The organism is Gemmatimonadaceae bacterium, assembly GCA_036496605.1.
GTDB lineage: Bacteria > Gemmatimonadota > Gemmatimonadetes > Gemmatimonadales > Gemmatimonadaceae > AG2.
Window position 1 is genome coordinate 58332 of the sequence record DASXKV010000062.1, and the last position, 19105, is coordinate 77436.

General features: G+C 63.1%; 23 protein-coding genes. 9 read left to right on the forward strand and 14 right to left on the reverse strand.

What is annotated here, in order from left to right; translation table 11 throughout:
- Positions 1 to 64 precede the first annotated feature (64 nt).
- From VGH98_24185 to VGH98_24200, 4 genes are all read right to left on the reverse strand, one after another.
- Positions 65 to 1276: an ATP-binding protein gene (locus tag VGH98_24185; protein HEY2379102.1), complete on the reverse strand. Its 1212-nt coding sequence runs from the start codon at positions 1274 to 1276 to the stop codon at positions 65 to 67.
- Positions 1273 to 2097, reverse strand: coding sequence for an alpha/beta hydrolase (locus tag VGH98_24190; GenBank protein HEY2379103.1), 825 nt, complete (start codon positions 2095 to 2097; stop codon positions 1273 to 1275). The genes VGH98_24185 and VGH98_24190 overlap by 4 nt, the downstream gene beginning before the upstream one ends.
- A 564-nt stretch (positions 2098 to 2661) precedes the next feature.
- Positions 2662 to 3180, reverse strand: coding sequence for an SRPBCC domain-containing protein (locus tag VGH98_24195; GenBank protein HEY2379104.1), 519 nt, complete (start codon positions 3178 to 3180; stop codon positions 2662 to 2664).
- A complete protein-coding gene (locus VGH98_24200; protein HEY2379105.1) occupies positions 3158 to 3511 on the reverse strand; it encodes a metalloregulator ArsR/SmtB family transcription factor in 354 nt (117 codons plus the stop codon). The genes VGH98_24195 and VGH98_24200 overlap by 23 nt, the downstream gene beginning before the upstream one ends.
- A gap of 95 nt (positions 3512 to 3606) precedes the next feature.
- Here VGH98_24200 and VGH98_24205 point away from each other — a divergent pair, with 95 nt between their 5' ends.
- The 4 genes from VGH98_24205 (at position 3607) to VGH98_24220 (ending at position 5924) form a co-directional block, all read left to right on the forward strand.
- Positions 3607 to 5133: a hypothetical protein gene (locus VGH98_24205; GenBank protein ID HEY2379106.1), complete on the forward strand. Its 1527-nt coding sequence runs from the start codon at positions 3607 to 3609 to the stop codon at positions 5131 to 5133.
- Entirely contained in the window at positions 5115 to 5252 is a 138-nt protein-coding gene (locus tag VGH98_24210; GenBank protein ID HEY2379107.1) for a hypothetical protein, read from the forward strand. The genes VGH98_24205 and VGH98_24210 overlap by 19 nt, the downstream gene beginning before the upstream one ends.
- Positions 5253 to 5430: 178 nt before the next feature.
- A complete protein-coding gene (locus VGH98_24215; protein HEY2379108.1) occupies positions 5431 to 5634 on the forward strand; it encodes a hypothetical protein in 204 nt (67 codons plus the stop codon).
- Positions 5631 to 5924: a type II toxin-antitoxin system RelE/ParE family toxin gene (locus VGH98_24220; protein HEY2379109.1), complete on the forward strand. Its 294-nt coding sequence runs from the start codon at positions 5631 to 5633 to the stop codon at positions 5922 to 5924. The genes VGH98_24215 and VGH98_24220 overlap by 4 nt, the downstream gene beginning before the upstream one ends.
- Before the next feature lie 215 nt (positions 5925 to 6139).
- Here the strand turns inward: VGH98_24220 and VGH98_24225 are convergent, their stop codons facing one another.
- A complete protein-coding gene (locus tag VGH98_24225; GenBank protein HEY2379110.1) occupies positions 6140 to 6379 on the reverse strand; it encodes a hypothetical protein in 240 nt (79 codons plus the stop codon).
- 332 nt (positions 6380 to 6711) lie between these two features.
- On the opposite strand from VGH98_24225, the gene VGH98_24230 reads away from it, so the two are divergent.
- Together VGH98_24230 and VGH98_24235 are read left to right on the forward strand one after the other, a co-directional pair.
- Positions 6712 to 7140, forward strand: a complete 429-nt coding sequence (locus VGH98_24230; protein ID HEY2379111.1) for a hypothetical protein — start codon at positions 6712 to 6714, stop codon at positions 7138 to 7140.
- Positions 7141 to 7434: 294 nt separating this feature from the next.
- On the forward strand, positions 7435 to 7662 hold the full coding sequence (locus tag VGH98_24235) for a hypothetical protein (GenBank protein HEY2379112.1): 228 nt from the start codon (positions 7435 to 7437) through the stop codon (positions 7660 to 7662).
- Positions 7663 to 7857: 195 nt separating this feature from the next.
- On the opposite strand, the gene VGH98_24240 is transcribed toward VGH98_24235, so the two are convergent.
- The 4 genes from VGH98_24240 to VGH98_24255 all read right to left on the reverse strand — a co-directional run bounded on the left by VGH98_24240 (position 7858) and on the right by VGH98_24255 (position 12462).
- Positions 7858 to 8103 (reverse strand): hypothetical protein, encoded by a 246-nt coding sequence (locus VGH98_24240; protein HEY2379113.1) that lies wholly within the window; start codon positions 8101 to 8103, stop codon positions 7858 to 7860.
- Between the two features lie 319 nt (positions 8104 to 8422).
- On the reverse strand, positions 8423 to 8821 hold the full coding sequence (locus tag VGH98_24245) for an MmcQ/YjbR family DNA-binding protein (GenBank protein ID HEY2379114.1): 399 nt from the start codon (positions 8819 to 8821) through the stop codon (positions 8423 to 8425).
- A gap of 579 nt (positions 8822 to 9400) precedes the next feature.
- Entirely contained in the window at positions 9401 to 12112 is a 2712-nt protein-coding gene (locus tag VGH98_24250) for an ABC transporter permease (protein ID HEY2379115.1), read from the reverse strand.
- Positions 12109 to 12462, reverse strand: coding sequence for a PadR family transcriptional regulator (locus VGH98_24255; GenBank protein ID HEY2379116.1), 354 nt, complete (start codon positions 12460 to 12462; stop codon positions 12109 to 12111). Before VGH98_24255 ends, VGH98_24250 begins: the two co-directional genes overlap by 4 nt.
- Positions 12463 to 12789: 327 nt before the next feature.
- On the opposite strand from VGH98_24255, the gene VGH98_24260 reads away from it, so the two are divergent.
- The gene (locus VGH98_24260) at positions 12790 to 12957 is read left to right on the forward strand and encodes a hypothetical protein (protein HEY2379117.1); all 168 of its coding nucleotides are present in this window, start codon (positions 12790 to 12792) and stop codon (positions 12955 to 12957) included.
- 5 nt (positions 12958 to 12962) lie between these two features.
- Here VGH98_24260 and VGH98_24265 read toward each other — a convergent pair whose 3' ends face one another.
- Positions 12963 to 13517 (reverse strand): dihydrofolate reductase family protein, encoded by a 555-nt coding sequence (locus VGH98_24265; protein HEY2379118.1) that lies wholly within the window; start codon positions 13515 to 13517, stop codon positions 12963 to 12965.
- Positions 13518 to 13616: 99 nt separating this feature from the next.
- Entirely contained in the window at positions 13617 to 14150 is a 534-nt protein-coding gene (locus VGH98_24270; GenBank protein ID HEY2379119.1) for a dihydrofolate reductase family protein, read from the reverse strand.
- Positions 14151 to 14299: 149 nt separating this feature from the next.
- Between VGH98_24270 and VGH98_24275 the strand changes: the two genes are divergently transcribed.
- Both VGH98_24275 and VGH98_24280 read left to right on the forward strand, forming a co-directional pair.
- Entirely contained in the window at positions 14300 to 14716 is a 417-nt protein-coding gene (locus VGH98_24275; GenBank protein HEY2379120.1) for an OsmC family protein, read from the forward strand.
- 150 nt (positions 14717 to 14866) lie between these two features.
- Positions 14867 to 15868 (forward strand): hypothetical protein, encoded by a 1002-nt coding sequence (locus VGH98_24280; protein HEY2379121.1) that lies wholly within the window; start codon positions 14867 to 14869, stop codon positions 15866 to 15868.
- A gap of 52 nt (positions 15869 to 15920) precedes the next feature.
- On the opposite strand, the gene VGH98_24285 is transcribed toward VGH98_24280, so the two are convergent.
- The 3 genes from VGH98_24285 to VGH98_24295 all read right to left on the reverse strand — a co-directional run bounded on the left by VGH98_24285 (position 15921) and on the right by VGH98_24295 (position 18818).
- Positions 15921 to 16538: a TetR/AcrR family transcriptional regulator gene (locus tag VGH98_24285; GenBank protein ID HEY2379122.1), complete on the reverse strand. Its 618-nt coding sequence runs from the start codon at positions 16536 to 16538 to the stop codon at positions 15921 to 15923.
- 9 nt (positions 16539 to 16547) lie between these two features.
- Positions 16548 to 17732, reverse strand: a complete 1185-nt coding sequence (locus VGH98_24290; protein ID HEY2379123.1) for an FAD-binding domain — start codon at positions 17730 to 17732, stop codon at positions 16548 to 16550.
- 213 nt (positions 17733 to 17945) lie between these two features.
- Positions 17946 to 18818 (reverse strand): nuclear transport factor 2 family protein, encoded by an 873-nt coding sequence (locus VGH98_24295; GenBank protein HEY2379124.1) that lies wholly within the window; start codon positions 18816 to 18818, stop codon positions 17946 to 17948.
- Between the last annotated feature and the right edge of the window lie 287 nt (positions 18819 to 19105).

Sequence of the window (19105 nt, forward strand, 5' to 3'; positions counted from 1 at the left end):
CTTCTGGTCGGTGGACCTGGGCGAGGTCACGACCGTATCCGCGTGCCTGACGATTCTCGAGCAACTAGCCGGACGCCTGAGGCAGTGTGAGTGTAAACGTACTTCCACGCCCCAATTCACTCTCGACGGTGAGATCTCCCCCCATGCCCCGCGCGAGATCGCGACTGATCGCGAGTCCAAGGCCTGTCCCCTCCGCGCGTGGCGCGCCTGACGAGGGCACCTGCACGAACGGCTCAAAAACATCCGCGAGCTTGTCGCGCGGGATACCGATACCGGTATCGCTCACCCGCACCACCACGCGCTGAGGATCGCTCGCGTCGCGCGCGCTCTCGACGCGAACCTGTCCGCCCGGCGGCGTGAACTTGCTCGCATTCGAGAGCAGGTTGAGCAGCACCTGACCTGCCTTCTCGCGGTCCGCGCGAGCCACCAGGTCGCTCCCAACGTCGGCGGACCACTTGAGCGAGCGCGCCGCGAGCTGTGGCTCGATCATCGGCAGCACGCCCTCCACGAGTTGAGAGACCGCGAATGCTTCGAGACGGTAGTCGAGCCGTCCCGCCTCGATCTTCGCCAGGTTGAGCACATCGTTAATCAAACGCAGCAGGTGTCGCTGGCTGCGGTACACGCGGTTCAACGTCTGGAGCTGCTGATCGGTGAGGGGACCGTAGATGCCTTCCTCGAGGAGCTGCACGTACCCGGCGATCGCGTTGAGCGGTGTGCGGAGCTCGTGACTCATTTTCGCCAGGAATTCGCTCTTCGCTCGATTGGCCTGCTCAGCGGCCTCTCGTGCGCGCTCGAGCTGCGCCTGCTGCATCTCGAGCTCCAGCGCCTGAGTCTCCAGTACCTGGTTTGCTTCGGCCAGCTCGAGGCGGGCTGCTTCGGCTTCGCGCTTGGCACGGAGCAGCGCGTCCTCGTACTTCTGCCGTTCGACGATGCGGAACAGGACGCAGTCGGTTACCCAGACGGCGTCGCGCTCGCGGCGGGCGGAGTTCACCAACGCGGCCACGTCGCTGCCGTCCTTCGCGCGAAGCGTTAGAAAAATCTCATCGGCGTGATCCTGGAGCCGGAGCAGGGGAAAAAGATGCGTCTCGTAGAAGATGCGGCTGCCGACCGTGAGCAGGCTCTCAACTCGGCGTCCCACGATCTCCTCTCGCCCATAGCCGAGAAGACCGAGGAGCGTCTGATTGCACAGCTGAATCGTGCCGTCGTCGGTGAAGCTCAACCAGCCACACGGCGCCGCGTCGAGCAAAGGCCCCGGGCCACCAGCCGGAGCGCTCACGCGGCGGCGGGTTGGTGCTGCTCGAGGTAGTCCCGTATCGCCGCAATTGTCTCCTCGGGATGACTCATGTGCGGGCAATGTCCGGTCGCGCGGAGCTTGTGCAGAGTGCTGCCCGGCAGGTGTTGACGCAGGTAGTCGCCCACCGCGTCGGGCGCGATCGCGTCTTCGCTGCACTGGAGGATGAGCGACGGCACACGCACGCTGGCGAGATCCGAGCGATTGTCCGCGAAGAACGTGGCTTCGGCGAAGCGACGGGCGATGATCGGGTCGGTCGAGCAGAAGCTCGCCTCCAGCTCCTGAGTCAGCTCGGGATGGTCGGGGTTCTTCATGATCACGGGGGCAAGAAAGTTCGCCCAACCGATGAAGTTCCTGTCCATCGTCTCGAGCAGACCCTCGATCTCGTCGCGGTCGAACCCGCCGACGTACGGCGGATCGTTGACATAACGTGGCGACGGCCCAACGAGGACGAGCCGATCGAAGCGGTCCGGCTCGCGATTCGCCGCGAGCACGCCGATCATCGAGCTCACCGAGTGGCCGACGAAGATGACGTCGCGCAGATCGAGCGCGTTGACGATGTCGAGCACGTCCTGCGCATACCCGTCGAGCGATGCATAACGCTCCGGGTCATACGCCGAGAGGTCGGAGCGCCCGGACCCGACGTAGTCGAAGAGGACGACGCGATAGTCGTTCTCGAAAGCGGGCGCGACGAAGCGCCACATGTTCTGATCGCAACCGAACCCGTGCGCGAAGAGCAGCGGCTGAGTGCCTCGGCCACGCACGACGACGTGGTTGCGGCGAAGGATGACGTCGTTGGAGGACATGGAAGGTGGGGGAAAGCAGGTCTAATGATTGCACCCACGTCACTACTCAATTTTCATGCGACCGGACCCAACACCATTCAGACTCGACCGTGAGCGCACCCGTCCCGCTGGTTGCAGCGGCGACCGACGATACAGTAGCGGGCGGACGGACGTGGATGCGCCGAAGGCAAAGAGGGCGATGCCGAGCCACGCCTACGTCGAGGAATGGTCCATACTCCAAGCACTGCCCCGGCCGCGCCAAAGGCGAGCGGGAGGGCGAGGTAGCGGAGCATTTTGCGGCCCGACGTCCGGATGACGATTGGTTGCATGGTCTCGTTGAGTATTCGTGAATCAACGCGTGGCATCGCTCACTGCCCGTGTCGACCATGACGTTCTCGACTTGCATCGTCGCGCCTGGGCGCGCGGGATGCTTGACGGCGATTGTCGTGCGGAAGATGCCCATGTCGTCGATCATATGTTGTCTCCGCCTGAGGCATTCATCGATTTCGTTTGCACGGTGCCCGATAGCCCCGGCCAGTGTGAGCCGGGACTATCGGACGACCGACCGCGAGATCCACGTCTCTGTTACTGTCCCGAGCTCTCACCCAGGGCGACGAGAAGCTCGTCCAGCTGATCGAACGTCTCGACCATTGCATCGGCTGCTCCGGTGCCGGCAGCGTCGAGCGCTTCCTTCGAAGGGTAGCTCTCGCGCAGTATCACCAGCGTCTTGCCGCCCTTTTCCTCGAAGGTCACCGTGGTGACAGGCCCGCTCTCGCCACCTTCGTCATTGGTCCACGCGAGGCGCGAATACGGCTTCACTTCGACATACGTGCCGAAAAACGCGGCAGGCTCGGGGCCACCGTGGTCGAATACCAATCGGTACTTGCCTCCGACACGAGCATCCACCTCGCAGGACAGCAGGGTCATTCCCATCGACTGGGGCACCCACCAACGCTTGAGCAGCTCGGCCTTGGAAAACGCCTCGAACACGATGCGCGCCGGGCCGTTGATGGTCCGCGTGACAACCACCTCGCGGTCCGACTTCCGTTCCACCGTGGTGCGGTTCTTCACGGGGCCGGGCTTACTTTCGATTCTTGCGTTCATCGCTCTTCTCCTTTCGTGTGAGTTCCTCGACAACCTTGTTCAACTCATCGAAGCGTTCGTCCCACCGCTGGCGGTATCTCTCGAGCCACGCCGTCTCTTCCTCCAATCGGCGCGGGCCCAGCTGGCACGTCCGCACGCGCCCGATCTTCTTCGTGGTGACGAGCCCCGCCTGCTCCAGAACGCCGACGTGCTTCTTCATGCCCGTGAGCGTCATGTGGAATTTCTCGGCAAGGTCCGTGATCGAAGCGTCGGCTCGTCCGAGCTGCTCCAGAACGCCACGCCGCGTGGCGTCGGAGAGCGCGGCGAACGAAGTATCAAGTCGGGTCGTCATATACTGAACCGTATGGTTCAGTATTTAAGGCAAGCGTTCGCGGCATGCAAGGGGTGGCCGCGAAGAACGATGCGTCCTACACTTGCCGACGACCCATGCGACATCACACGCTCACGCTCCCGACGCTCGCCCTGCTGCTGGCGAGCGCTGCCCAGGGACAGACCGAGTACTACCGTCACTCGGTCTTCGACAACAGCCTCCTGCGCGACTTCTACTTCTACAGCTTCGCGCAGGCCACCGCGCCGAGCACGCTCGAAGCCCAGAACGCACGGTTGCCGGTGGACACTGTCCACTTCCTCTCGCCGCCTAACGCGCTGCGCATCCACTGGCAGTCGATGCCCGGCGGCGGCTGGGACGCCGAAGTGCACCTCGACAATTTCCGGAACCGCTCGCCGGGACTGTCGGGGCGCACGCTCTCCTTCTGGATCTATTCGCCAACAGCGATCTCCGCTGCCGACCTGCCCAACCTCATGCTGTCGCAGGCGCGCGAGGGACTTCAGGTCGCGAAGTTCACCGCGCCCGAGCCACTCGGCCGCTTCACCGGCGGCGATCTGCCGGCGAACAAGTGGGTCGAGGTACGCGTGCCTATGACACCCCTGAACAGTGCGTCCGTCTATCCATTCATCCCGGAGCAGCTGCAGAGCGTCGTGTTCCTTCAGGGTCGCGCCGACGGGGCCGAGCACAGGTTGTTCGTGGATCAGGTGCATGTTGGCGACGAGCCGAAGACACTCGCGGCGTCCGCCCCCGTGCGCGTGACGGCGAAGAGATATGAGCGCCACGTCGTCGTGGAATGGGACGCCGGACGCTCCGAGCCCGCGGCACACTACGTCATCTACCGGTCGCAGGATGGCGGCGCGTACCGCCCCATCGGGATTCAGGTGCCGGGCGTCCATCGCTTCGTCGATTGGCTGGGACGCACGGGAGCGACCGCACGTTATCGCGTCGCCGCAGCCGACTGGAGCAACCGCGAATCCGCGCCGTCGGCGCCCGCGACTGCGTCCACGCGCGCGATGAGCGACGACGAGCTCCTCACGATGCTTCAGGAAGCCGCCTTTCATTACTACTGGGAAGGCGCCGATTCGAGCTCCGGCATGGCGCACGAGAACATGCCTGGCGACGACCGCATCGTCGCAACGGGAGCGAGCGGATTCGGGATCATGGCGCTGCTCGCCGGCGTCGACCGCGGCTTCATCACGCGGGCGCAGGGTCTCGAGCGTCTCACGAAGATCGTGAACTTCCTTGGGGCAGCCGACCGGTACCACGGCGAGTGGTCGCACTACATGAACGGCGCGACCGGTCACACGATGGCCGTCTTCGGCATGCTCCATCAACGCATCACTCGCCTATGGGAATCCGTCGAGTGGGACTGGTACCGCGACGCGACGCAGCAGCAGGGGGGGCCTTCATCTACTGGCACTGGTCGCCGAAGTGGGGATTCCAGATCACCCGCTGATCGGCTTCAACGAAGTGCATGTCGTCTACCTGCTGGCCATCGCGTCGCCGACGCACGGCGTCCCCGCGAGCACGTACTACTCGGGGTGGGCGAGCCAGGCGGTTTATTGATCCGTATGGGGACACGGCCTTTAACCAAGCTCAGATTCCCGTGTTGCTGGAGGAACTGAAGGCGCTGCGCATTCGCGAGCCGGATCCTGAAGTGGCCTCGGTTCTCAACGAAGTGTCCGTATTCGTCGAACGTGCGGTCGATCAGATCCACACGTACGTTCGATTCGTTGGCGACTGACCTTCTCTTGGCTGCTGGCTAACGAACGCTGAAGCGGACAAAGGGTTTATTGAATTGTGAAGCATGGCTTCACTCTTATGTGCCCCTTTGCGGCTTAGCTGGGGCGTTATATGGCCATAGAGATCACGACCAGCCGACTCGGCTTGCGACTTCGATCGCATCCGGGCACCTTTCGAGCATGGCTGATCAGCCCAACATCAAACCCGACGCCCGATTGCTCGTCGAGAGCCTCCCCGAGTCAGCGACCTGGGATGATCTGGCGTACGAGGTCTACGTCCGCCAGGCGATCGAGATGGGCCTCGCCGATACAGACGCCGGGCGAACCGTTGGCCACGACGAAGCGATGGTCCGCATTCGCAGTCGGATTCGCCGCGCGTCGTGAGCCTCGAGCTCCGCTGGACGGAGCACGCCGTCAATCAACTTGGCGCCATTGCTGAATACATCGGCCTCGCATCGCCCGTCTACGCTGAGCAGGTCGTCGAGCGAATCGTGGTCCGCCTGCGCCAAGCACAAGAGTTTCCCGAGTCCGGACCGCGCGTGCCCGAGGCCCCGAACGTTGAGCTCCGCGAGCTGATCGAATCGCCCTATCGCGTCATCTATCGCGCGACATCCTCCGCCATCGTGGTCATCGCGATCGTGCACGGGCGTCAAGATTTGCTCCGGCACCTGTAGGGCCAATATCTCGGCGCGGCCACATAACGATCGCTGAACCCGACGAGCGACTATGGATTGCTCGCTTCGCTCGCTTTTCTTTGACTCGCTCGCAGCTTAGCTCGGGCGTTAGGCGGCCACAGGGTTTCTGGAGCGCCACTGCATGAGGGCTTAGTCAACTTTGAGAGTCTTCCGGCGCCTCATCATTCCGATCGCCACCACCGTTTGAGCTGTCATCACCAGTCCTGATGATGCCGTCCGCCAACGAGCTGTGCCGCGCTGGCGAACTGGTGCCCGGCACCGGCTATGGGTCGACAGCGCTCCTCGGTCTCTTCCTGGGGGCTCTCGCCGGGTACATTATCCGCACCGTACTTGATTACTCGATCTGTCGGCACCAGAGGATGACGATCGCGACCGGGCAGCCTAACGTCGGTTGCTGCTGCCGAGCGCGCGCGAAGCATTGCGGTTGAGCGCATGGAGAGCTCATGCTAAAGCGCGCAGGTTACTTGCATGGCGAGCCGACCGCTTGCAGGCCCTTGTTGAGTTAGAACACACAGGGCATCTGAACCAGCTGCTTCACCTTGCGCCGGCCGACTTCGCCGGGACGGACGGATCGCCACGAAGAACAGCTACGGGTCCGATCCGCATCCGCCGAAGGACGCGAGTTAGGCGGTCGCTGGGTTGGCGGTCGGCGCCGTCGTGAGGCGGCGCCGGCATTTCTTTGTGAGAGGGTTGACCAGAACATGAGACTCGAGCACAGTAGAGCAGCGAGCTGTGTTCGGTTCGACGCGCAGAGGAGGATTCCGTTATGACTCCGTGGAGATGGCGCGGTCCACATCAGCCGCCCGCAGGAGCGCGCGAGGCGCTGGCGGTGCCAGTCGAAGCCGTTATCGAATCCTGGTTAGGCGGTCAGGCGATGGACATCGCTTTCGCCGTGCTCGTCGCCAACGTAGCCATAACCAGGTATTTCGACGGCGAGCTATCGCCGGCCAATCGGCAGCGTGTCGAGGAGCGTCTGCACACGGACCCAGCACTCCGCGCCTGCCTGGAACTGCGCACCAAGAAACGGAACTCAACCGCACCGGACGGCGATGGCGACATTTTCTCCGATGCGGCGTTCGATACGGAGAAGCTCTTAGTGCATCTCGCGCTCAAGAGAGAAGGCATCCGCGTACCAGCGATAGCGACTCATCCGCGCCTTTGCGCGAGCCTTATCGTCGAGAGTGAGCGGCGGTAGTAGCAGGAATCGCTCTACACCACGCATGGTATCCTCCTTGACGCTAGATCTCCTTTAACGCCGAGAACAGCAGCAGTGCTATCACGAGCGACGCGGCGAAGACGCGCTCTCCTTGTCCAGCCAAGCGAGATTATGCAACGTGAAGAGTGTCATGTGTGTCATTGCGCTCTAGTCGCTTATGGCCACGAGGTGAGGCGATGTAAGATACGGCCGCCTCCTCGGGTGGTTAACTGAGTGCTGGCGAGTCGCCGTGCGCGCAGTAAGTTTCGCGCATGTTGACTCGATGTCGCTACGATGCCCGGTGAGCTGAAGTGGTGGCGCGCGAAGCCGCCCTATCTCCTCGGTGGGTCCGCCAGCTGGTTCGAACGGACAAAGGCCTATCCAGGTCGTGAGCTCGAACGACCGAAGCTGAGGGGAACCGTTCGGGTGTTCCGCGACGCCGATGCGTTCGAGCAGGAGAACGGCTCTCGTTCAATCGACGTTCCGCGTGCGTGGCTGGACGAGGTCGAGCCGCCGCACTAGCTGGGACGGCGCGCGGCGGTTGGAGCCTCACGCGCGACACTGTCGATCTCGTCGCGGCGATCGGCGAAGGTTTGGCACCCAGGACAATCCGGGAACGTGATCAGCATTCGTCGGCCGTCCTTCGCACAGCGTCAACGCGGGTTATCTGGTCGCGGCGAATCTTCTTCCTGAGTATGAGCTTCCCTTGAGCGGGAGCTACCCGATTGGCACCCTGCCGCTTCGTTCCATCACTACCGACGCGGCGGCGATGACCAGCAGCAGCGCGACGATGGTCGCGAGGATATCCGGCGCCATGAAGAAGTACCGCCACGTCAGAACGGCGATGACGACGTACGCGATCGCGAATGCCCAGAGGACAGGCGCGAGCATTCTGCGCGCCTCAGACGACAGGCCGCCGACTTGCCACGCGAAGAAGGCCGAGAACAGCAGCAGCGTTGTCACGAGGAAGCCGAAGCCAGAGAAAAACTCCCAGCACAACCGCCGATACTCGATAGAGGATGACGGATATCATAGGGCCGTGGACCTGCGTGACGACCTATCCCGGAATTGGCGACTGTGACACTTGTGTCAAACGGGCGTAGCTAACACCTCGGAATCGCGAGTTTAGTGTCTTGAAATGACCAGAGTGTCACACCACCAGTCCGCGAGCCCCGTCGCCTGCCGCCATCGCTCGACGCCACAGGCCGTGACAGCTCGCCGAGCCGGTTGCGCGTGAAGAGAACTACTCGAGACGAGAAGAACGATGGCCAGGCGAGTTGTTCTATTTCACGTTGCCTGGTGGACTTGCGTTGCGTCTCCGGGGGCGCTTGGTCGTAGCGTTCGTCGAACGCACGAATTGCCAGCTTGTTTCCAGCAGCTCTTTCAACGCATCATCGTCGAGCAGTTTCATGCGTGCGAGCACGCACGCGTACCCCTCATAGTGCGGCTTGAGATAGTAAATCGTCGGCGCGAAGGACAATCGCAGATCGCGCTCGGTAAAGCTCAACCGCACCAGCAATGAATCTGGCTCGGCAGACTTGTTGGTGGGGATGCACGTGAACATGGTCCCGCCGACTTTCAGCGCGGGCGCGCCGAACGAGGTGCTCTCTTCGACGTCAGACAGCGCGAGGCCGAGTCGGCGAACTCGCGCGAAGATGTTCGTTGGTTTGCGCGCCGCCATCTCTCTACTCTACGTGCTGAACGAACATTCGTCCAATGTCCGAGTCGTCTCATCCCGATCGAGAAGGCAACGCGGGGCGAATGAGAGTGGTTCTTCTCGTTGGGAGCTGGAATGCCAACGGACGCGCCGACCGAGAGGTCGAGACCTCGGCGGGTCAAGCTACCGACACGTACTCCGGCGGCACCACAACTGGCGATTCTTCGTCGCGCAGCATTGGTTGGAGTCACACTGCCGTTCTATCTGGCTTCGCCGTCTCGGTTCGCTCTCTTTGCTCTGACTTATCCAACCATTGGCGCGGTCGTCTATCAACCGTTGCAATACTTCGCCGCCGGGCTCACGTCAGCCGGCCTATACGTCATTGCGCTAGGCAGCTATCTCGCAACGCCGCAATCCAGCTATGCACCCTTGGGTAGGAAGGCGTCATGCGGTGGGTCAGCAATCACCCCTGCTATCGATCATCGTTACAGCCACAACCCTCGAATGAACACCGAGCGTCGTTAGCAAACGCTCAATGTGACCTGACGAGTACGAGACACCGCACACGGCACCATCACTGATCAATGCAGTGGAGCAGATACATCAGGAACGAATCGCCGTCAACGGATCGATTCTCGCCGCGCGCCGAGCTGGTAGCCAGCTCGCCAGCACGGCGACGCCGAGCAGCACTGCCGAGGCGCCGGCGATTGCGATCGGGTCGAACGGCGCGATATCGAACAGGACGGAGCGCATCACCCGGGTGAACGCAAACGCGCCGACGAGGCCGATCGCCGCCCCGATCGCGGCGAGCCGCGCTCCATCGGCGACCACGAGGCCGAGCACGTTCGCCGGCGTGGCGCCGATCGCCAGTCGAATGCCGATTTCGCGGGTGCGTTGCACGACGGCGTACGCGATCAGCCCGTAAATGCCCACCGCCGCGAGCACGAGCGCCAGCACCGCGAACGCTCCGAGCAGCAGGGTATTGAACGTCCGCTCCGCGAGCGAAATGGTGACGATGTTGCTGAGCGGCTGCAGGCCGACGAGCGGCAACTCCGGATCGAGCGCGTGTATCGCGCGACGCATCTCGTTCATCGTTTGACCGACGTCGGCGTCGGTGCGCACGACGTATGAGGCGGTACGCATCAACGCCTGGATCAGCGACGTGTCGGTCTGAAGTGCGGGGAAGAACGCTTCCGGCAGCACTGGCTTGTCGATGCCTGCCTCGCGCACGTCCGGAACGACGCCAACAATCGTGAGCCACGGCGTCGGCGCACTCAGCCCGCCGGATTTCAACCGGCGGCCGATGGCGCTGCCGTTGCCAAAAAATTGCCGTGCGAGCGTTGCGTTCACGACAACCACCTTGAGCGCGCTCGCGGCATCGCCCGTCATGATCGGCCGCCCGTCGAGCATTCGCATCCCCATCGCATCGAAGTACCGAGGGTACACGATCTCACCGGCGCAGATGGGGGTCGTCGCTGACGGTTGCCCTTCGTGTGCGAGAGCGAATTGCACGCGGGTATCCCCCATCGGCACGTCGTTCGTCGCCGACACGGCGCGCACGCCGGGAATCTCGCCCAGCCGTTCGATGATGCGCTGCTCGAATTGGATAATGTGGCCGGCGCTCGGGTAGTGCGCCGGTGACAATCCGACGCGAACCGTCACTGCGTGATCGGCATCAAAGCCGGGCTGAACGCCGCGCACGCGGAGAAAGCTGCGCACCATGAGACCAGCCACCGCCGCGAGCATCAACGCCAACGCGATCTCGGCGACGACGAGCGTCTGACGCGCACTTCGGCGGCTCCGGCCTCCCGTAGCCGAGCGGGAGTCGTCGCGCAACGCCGCGCTGAGCGCTTCACGCTCGGGCACGAGCGCCGGCACGATCGAGAAGGCCAGCGTCGTCAAGGCGACGATCGCGCCCGTTACCGCGAGCACACCAGCGTCGGCTGCGGGGAGATAGTGCTCGAGCAGCTCGTGAGGCGCATGCGCGGCGAGCGCCCTCGCGCCCCATACCGCGAATGCCAACCCGAGCGCGCCGCCCATCGCGACGAGCACCAGACTCTCCGCGAGGAATTGTTGCACGAGCCGGCCGCGTGACGCGCCGAGTGCCTGACGAACCGCAATCTCGCGCCGCCGGTCCGCGACCCGCGCAATCAGCAAACTGCAAACATTGATGCACGCAATGAGCAGCACGGCACCGACCGCGCCGAGCAAGATGAACAGTGGCCCGCGCACGTCCTTCACCGCGCGGTCACGCAATGGAAACACGTCGGCCAGCACGGACCAGTCTTTCGGGTAGTACTCCGGGTGCGCCGCCGCCAATCCCTTTGCCACCTCATTTACGACCGCACGCGCGTCGCCGGACCTGACGCCGTCCGCAAGGCGCGCGAGAAAGAAGGTGTTGAATGAGTTGGCGCGTTGCTTGTCATCGGCCGAGGTGAGACGCATGAGCAGAAATACGTCCGCCGGCTGTCCGAGGTCGCCACCGAGCGGGAACTGAAAGCTTGGCGGCGCGACGCCGACGACCGTGGTCGGCTTGCCGTCGATGTCGATCGACTTGCCAACAATCGAAGGGTCGGATCGATACCGCCGGCGCCAGAGCGCGTCGCTCAGCACCGCGACATCCGGGCTCGAGCCCAATGTGTCGCTTCCCGTGAAGCCGCGGCCGCGCCGTGGCCAGACACCGAGCACGTCGAAGAGTGCGGCGGACGATCGAATGCCGTTGACATGCTCGGGCTCACCGTCGCCCGTGAGCGAGACAGCTCCAATCTCGTAGATGGCCCAGCGTGAAAACGTTCGGCCTACCAGCTTGGCGTAGTCGGAGTACTCGCCGCGCGAGATGACGCCGAAGTTGTCCGGCCCAAAGCGCGGGAGTTTCTCCCCGACAAGCACGAGGCGATTGGGCTCGTGAAACGGCAGCGGCCGAAGGAGCACGGCGTCGACCACGCTGAAGATCGAGGTATTCGCGCCGATGCCAAGCGCGAAGCACAGCACCGCCGCCGCGGTGAGCGCGGGCGTACGCCGCAGCTGGCGTACCGCGTAGCGCACATCGGTGGTCAACGTCTGCAGCATGTCTAGCATGGTCCGCTCCCGCGTCCACTGGGAATCGATGTGCGCGCACTGATCACGAACGCGCGCGAGGTTTCCGAACCGTCTCGTTGCTTCGGCCAGCGCGGCTTCGTGGGTGAGGCCGGCGGCGACATATTCATCGACGCGCGCGTCGAAGTGGAAGCGCAGCTCGTCATCGAGGTCGCGCTCCGCGTCATGGCCCCAGAACCGCAGATATCGGTGCCACGTCGGATCATGCGCCGGCGTCACTTCGCCCAGCTCGGCTGGTCCGAAGAGGTCAACACCTTCGCGACGGCACCGATAAACGCCGCCCAGCTCGACGCTTCGGCACGTAGCTCATGGCGTCCGCGGGCCGTGAGCTCATAGTACTTCGCTCGGCGTTTGTTCTCGGAAAGCCCCCAGCTGGCACGAATGAGCCCGCGTTTTTCGAGGCGGTGGAGCGACGGGTAGAGCGAGCCCTCCTCGATCTGCAACGCATCGTCGGTGACGTGCTGAATCCACCGCGCGATTGCGTAACCGTGGGCGGAGCCCCAGCTCAAAGTCTTGAGGATCAGGAGGTCTAGCGTTCCCTGAAGGAGCACGATCGCGTCGCGGTTCATGGTCATCCCATAGAGTGTCTCTGGGAAGACTACCGGTCACTCCGTACACCGGCAAGGGCTCCGCGCAGAGCACACCCTCCAGACAGATCAGCTGGTCGGCACGGGACGCCGGTCGCCTGGCTCCTCAGCCTAACCGGAGGTGGCGAGCAGGCCGTTAGGCGACCTAGAGGAAGCTTATGAGATCGGCGCGGTCAGCGCTCGACATTGCTGCACCTTCCGACCGCACACGGGACAAGGGAAGACCATAGGCTCGTCATGGCTCTGAACGAATTGGACCAAAGGCCACGATGTTGACGGAGATCCAGCGCGGCAGAACCTAACGAGTCAATGAAGGATCCGACGGCGGACCGCGTCTTCGTCCTGGTAGCCGTTGTATTGTATCTGCTAAACCGCGCGCTCTTGCCCGCGATCGCTTCTGCTGCTGGCCAGCGATATTGCAACAGTGCTCGGCTTTTCGTCGACTTCGACTTCGACGACGAGGACTGCCCGGCCTGATCGCGTCATCCCTCTTTGCGGCGGTAATGCAGCGCCACTTGGCCGGACTTCAGGCGGTTCGTCGAGACGAGCTCGAGGCGCCGCGAGGGTTCCAGGCCGTGAAACAACGTTGGCCCGTGGCCGGCGAGGACGGGGTGTAGGACGAGACGGTACTCATCGATCAGCCCCAGCCGCTCGAGCGCCGCCGAGAGCGTGGGACTGCCCACTAACACGCCTTGCGGGGTCTTCTCCTTCAGCTGCGTCACGGCCTCACGCAAATCCCCCTCGAGGCGGATGGTGTTGTTCCACGGGAAGTCGCGGCGCGAGGCCGAGACCACATACTTCGGCTTGGCCTCCAGCTTGCGCGCCCACTCCCGCATCGCGCGTGGCGCGTTCTCGTCGCGCGCCACCGCCGGCCAGGCGCTCTCCATGAGCTCATACGTGACGCGCCCCCACAGCATCGCCCCGGCTGCGTCCATCAGCTGCGTGAAATAGTCGTGCAGCTCGTCGTCCGCGATCCCCTCGCGATGGTCGCAGCACCCGTCCAGCGTCACGTTGAGTGCGAAGGTCAACAGGCCCATGGCGCTAATGTAGCAAGGCGTTGCACGCCCGTACGTGAACTGTGCCGTGTTGGTCCACGTCGGATCGCCGCGGAAGTCTGCCGTATCGTCCAGCGTGATCTAAGTGGGAACGTACGTCAACCGAATCAAGTCATCGACGATTAAATCGCTGGCCACCAGGTGGAGCGGCGGCCGGGGGCCGGCGAAGAATGGTTTGCCTCCACCAAGCACGACAGGGCGGAGGTAGAGTCGATACTCATCGATAAGACCGGCTTCGGTCAGGCTTTGCGCCAGGGCTGGTCCGCCAACTTCAATCTCGCCAGCCAGGTCGGCCTTCAGCCTGCGTATCACCTTCTCGAAGTCATCCGCGACGAGCGTGGCGTTGGGGCCAACTGACTTGAGCGAATGCGACACGACCCACTTCGGGCGGCTCCGCCACGCCACCGCGAACTCGCGATCGTCCGCGTCCCAATCAGGAGAATCTTCGTCCCAATAACGCATGATCTCGTACATGCCGCGACCGTAGATGGCGCCCGTTAGGCCACGCACGTGCTCGACGAAGTGACGGAAGGCTGCGGGCGCAGGCGGCCCAAGCTTCATGTGGTCGACGTAGCCGTCGAGGGACTGGCTCAATCCATAGACAAGTTTTGCCATGCCCAAATCTCCCTCCGAAGTTCTTCAGTATAGCTTGAGCGCGTGGCGCGGAATTTCAGGCTGATGTCGGCGTGACCGATAACAGAGGTCCGCTTCCCAATCCCGAGATTCAAACTGAGCCAACCTCGCGAGATGATCACGGAGCAGCGATGACGACAACCAACGAGACGGAGCGCGACGTTGCCAGTAAGAAGACAAACTCGATTGATCACGAAGCGAGCGGGTGGTTAGAGGCCCATCTTGATACGGGTGTGGGTTTCCGCACCGAGATCACCGTGCGCGGCTTCGCGTTCGTCGCCGATGAGCCCAAATCAGAGGGAGGTGCCGACAGCGGTGCCACGCCTTACGAGTACTTGCTCGGCGCCCTCGCCGCGTGCACCGCAATGACACTCCGCATGTACGCAAAGCGAAAGGCATGGCCACTCGAAGATGTCATTGTCCGATTGCGCGAGGCGCGCTCGCATTCCGCGGACTGCGCGAACTGCGAGACGGAGGCCGTGGGCATTCGCCGCATCGAGCGCGAGGTCGACCTACGCGGTGCGAGCAATGAGAGGTACTCGGGCTAATCGGCGATCGTCGGCAGTCCTCTATCAATTCCCGGAGCGCCCAGCGTGTTGGACCAAGCGGCCGCGATGAGCGTGAAGTGACGGAAGCGTAAGACTTGTCAATTGCTCTTTGGTTCCCCACATCATTGCCACAACGCTGAGGAGCACTCCATGCGATTCACGCTTACTGTCCTCTCGCTCGTCATCGCCGCACCTCTTGCGGCGCAGGGCTCGTATCAGATCACCCATACCTACGCGCTTGGGGGCACGGGAGGTTGGGACTATCTCGTCACAGATCCATCGACACATCGCGTCTACATCGGACGCTCGGATCGGGTAATGGTTGTCGATGAAATGACGGGGAAGCTCGTCGGCGAGGTGATGGGGATCAACGGAGCGCACGGCACGGCGGTGGTCGATAAAATCGGTCGCGGCTTCGCCACCTCCGGCCGCGACAGCTCGATCGTGATGTTCGATCTCAACACCTTCAAGCCGCTCGCTAGGATCCACGCAGCCGAGGACGCCGACGCGATCATTTATGATCCGGCGTCGAACCGCGTGTTCAGCTTCAATGGCGACGCGAACTCGTCGACCGTCGTCGATCCCGACGCGGGGAAGCTCGTGACGAATATTCCGCTCGGCGGCAAGCCCGAATACGGCGTCTCGGCGGGCGATGGGAAGGTTTACATCAACCTGACCGACAAGGCGGAGATCGTCGAAGTCGATGCGAACACGCTCACGGTGACGCGTCGCTGGCCGACGACCGGCTGCAAGAATCCGGTAGCGATGGCGATCGATACGCAGCATCATCGGCTGTTCAGCGGCTGCCGGAGCGGCGTGATGGCGGTGTCGGACTATCGCGCCGGCAAGGTCGTCGCTACGGTGCCGATTGGCTCCGGCGTCGACGGTGCCGGCTTCGATCCGGCGAGCGGCGATGCGTTCGCGTCGGGCGCCGACGGGACGCTCACGGTGATTCACCAAGAGACGCCGGACCGGTACCGCGTCGTGCAGACGCTCGAGACGATGAAGGGCTCGCGCAACATGGGTCTCGACCCGTCGACGCACGCGATCTTCCTTTCGGCTGCCAAGTTCGAGCCCCAGGCGCCCGGTACCCGCGGGCGTCCGAAGATCATCGGCGACTCCTACGTTCTTCTCGAGGTCGAGCGGCGCTAAATCGCGGCGGGTTACATCATCGAGACCGACTGCTAACGTCGCTTGACGTCCGCTATGGCGCGAGCGTGCGGCGGATCATGCCGATGAAGATCCGCACCAGTTTGCGAACTCTTATGGCGTCGAGCTCCTGCGTCAAAAGCCAGGCGTCCATCGCCTGCCCCATCCCGAAGACGACGGCGATGAGCAGGCTCGCCGGCACGTCCTTGCGCACCGCGCGTGCGCGCCGGCCGACGATGAGCGCCTGCTCAATCCACGGAACGAGTGCTCCTTCCATTTCTTTCTGTGCCTGCTGGAGCGTCGGACTCGCCGAGACGACGAACCAGTCCCGCGCGAGCGCGGCGAGCTTCGGCGACGCTGCGAAGGCGGTCATGATGCGGCGGTAGTAGTCTTCGAGCGTCGACCAGAATGCATCCGGGTCCCGCGCCGTGGGAATGGGAAATGGTCCCGCCGACTCGAACAAGCGACCGAGCTCGCCGCGCGCGACATGAGCGTATAGCTCCTCCTTGCCGTCGAAGTAGTAGTACATCGAACCCTTCGAGATCCCAGCCGCATCGATGATGCGGTTGAGCGAGGCGGCGCCGAATCCGTGGGTGGCGAACTCGTCGAACGCGGCGCGCAGGATGGCCTGCTGCTGCTTCGGCGGAAGCTTGTGAAAACGCGGACGAGGCACGCGTGCCGGTCAGGCTGGTGCCGGCGGCGAGGGCAGCTCGATGGCGTCGCGCAGGCTATTGCCCATCGCGAGGCTCGCAACGAACGGAAGATTGAACAGCTTCAGGATGGAATTGCGCACGAAGAGTTGCAGGCCGCTGCGCGGCGCGAAAGCGGTCGCCAACCGAAGTGCCGCCTTCTGCTTCGATCGCAGGAAGGGCATCAGCGGCTGCTCGTAGCGCGCGAATGCCTGGACGTGATTCCCGCGCGCCTGTGCCAACTCGGCGGCCAGCACGTACGCCTCCACCATCGCCAGCGCAGAGCCCTGACCTGCCAGGAGCGATACACACGCCCCAGCGTCGCCGAGCAGCGCCACGCGCCCGCGCGTCCACGACGGCATCCGTATCTGGCTCACGCGGTCACAATAGAACGTCTTCGCGTCGTCCATGCGCTCGAGGATCGCCGGGATCTCCCATCCGGCACCAGCGAGACGCGCGCGAAGCGCGGCTTTCTGTGCGTCAGGATCGTGATTGGTGACGCTCCCGTCGTCGAGGAACGTGAACAGGAACATGGTGGTATCGTCGCGCAACGACACCCTCGTCACCTGGTAACCGACCTTCGTGTACATCACCGCGACGAGCTCCATACGAGGGCGGTATCCCTCGACCTCGAATGCAGCGACCGTGATGCCCAGGTACTTCTCGAACCGCTCCTCCGGTCCGAACATGAGCCTGCGCACCTGCGAATGCTGACCGTCGGCGCCGATGACCAGGTCGAAGTCGCGGGTCGTGCCGCTGTCGAACGTGACGCGCACGCGAGCGCCGTGGTCGTCGAGCGCGCGAACGCTGTCTCCAAAGATCGTCTCGACGCGACCGCCCAGTGCGTTGTAGATGATGGCCCCGAGCTCGCTGCGTGCGATGCTCACGTAGCGCCCACTCGTGCTGCGCACGAACAGCTCCGGATCGAACGCGGCGATGCGGTGTCCGTCGTCGCCGACCTGCCGGACCTCGCGCAGATGATACCCGCGGCGTATCACCTCGGGCACGATGCCCATCCGATCGGCCACGTCGAAGCCGGCGCCCCAGAAATCGACCAGGTATCCGCCGCGCCGAAGCTCGGGAGCGCGCTCGACGAGCGTGGGCTCGTAGCCGGCGCGCTGCAACCAGTACGCGAGGGTCGGACCGGCGATACCAGCGCCGGCGATGAGAATATTCATATCGCCACCCCGTGTTCTAGACCGATGGTTAGACCAGTGGTCTAATCATCGTCGGGAGGGTGTCGTCGCGTCAAGGTGCGCGGTCGTGCCGTGTACGGAGCTAGTCCCAGATTTCCTGGATACGCCCGTCCTCGATTCGAAGAATTGCGAAATGGTTGCGCGTATACTCTCGCGTCGCATCAGAAGGATCTTTGTAGCCCTTGTCCCACATCATTAGACAAAAGGACCGTCCGTGAATTCCAGCACTGGCGCATTCTTCCACTCCGGCCTGATGTCCTGAGGCTGGTCGTCGGGGCGGCTGTGAATGAATTGTTTCAAACCTTCACGGTCAACGGGTTCGACGGGGTTGTGCTCGATGAAGGATGACGAAAGAAGCTGTTCGATCTCCTCGATGTGTCCATACTCGACGACATTCTTTTCGAAGCGCGTGGCGATCGCCAGGTTCTGTTGTTCTGCCGTTGAACGTTTCGCCGTGTTCCAGGTGGAGGGCGGCGGAGCCGTGGACGGAATGAACGCAGGGGAACCAGGGTTCTTCCGGGCACCATCCCAGTGCTCCTGTATCCTTCCGTTTTGAATGCGAAACAGATCGAAGCTGTATTCATAGACCGACTGTGAAGTGTCCCTGGGATTCTTGAATGTGTGCTCAAAGACCAGCCACACGAAATTTCCCTTCGCGCCCTCCACCACCGGAGGATTTGCAAGGCGATCGGGAATCGGCTCGATCGCAGGCCCGAGGCTCTTGAAGAACGTCACCAAAGCCGCTCGGCCCGTCGGGATATTGGGGTTGTGCTGAATGAAATCCTCGGCCGCGTAGCTGGCTGCAAGCTCGGTGTGGCGAGCGTCGATGACTTTTCTCCACCAGTCGAGAACGAACGCGAGGTTCTTCTCTTCGGCGGGAGTCATAGGGGCGACTTGTTTCGTGCTGGGGAGATGTCCTGGTTGTAGAGATTGACCGAACGCAGACAAGAAGGCGACGAACAGCAATGGAAGAGCGATTGCTTGGCGCAACGCCTCGGTCCACGCTGAATGAAATGAAAGCCGATGTCGATTGTGTGCATCGAAGACGTTCTCGAGCTGATCCGCCATTTCTCTCCCGCATTCTATGAATCTTTCTGTCCATTGTCGTCGAGTAAGACAGTCGAGGCCCCGGCAGGGTCGGCCTTTTGTTTCGACTTCTCTCATTTGACAGAATCACCGGCGCGGCGACCGCAGCGCTCTATCGATCCGACACGCGGTCTATCCAACTGTCGCCTGAGTACATTCGCATTGGCCGCCCGGGTTGCTCGACGAACCGCACCACTTCGCCCACGACGCCACCGCCCGTCGGAGCGACGTAGCGGAAGCGGCCGTCACCCAGCGGCTCCAGGGTGATC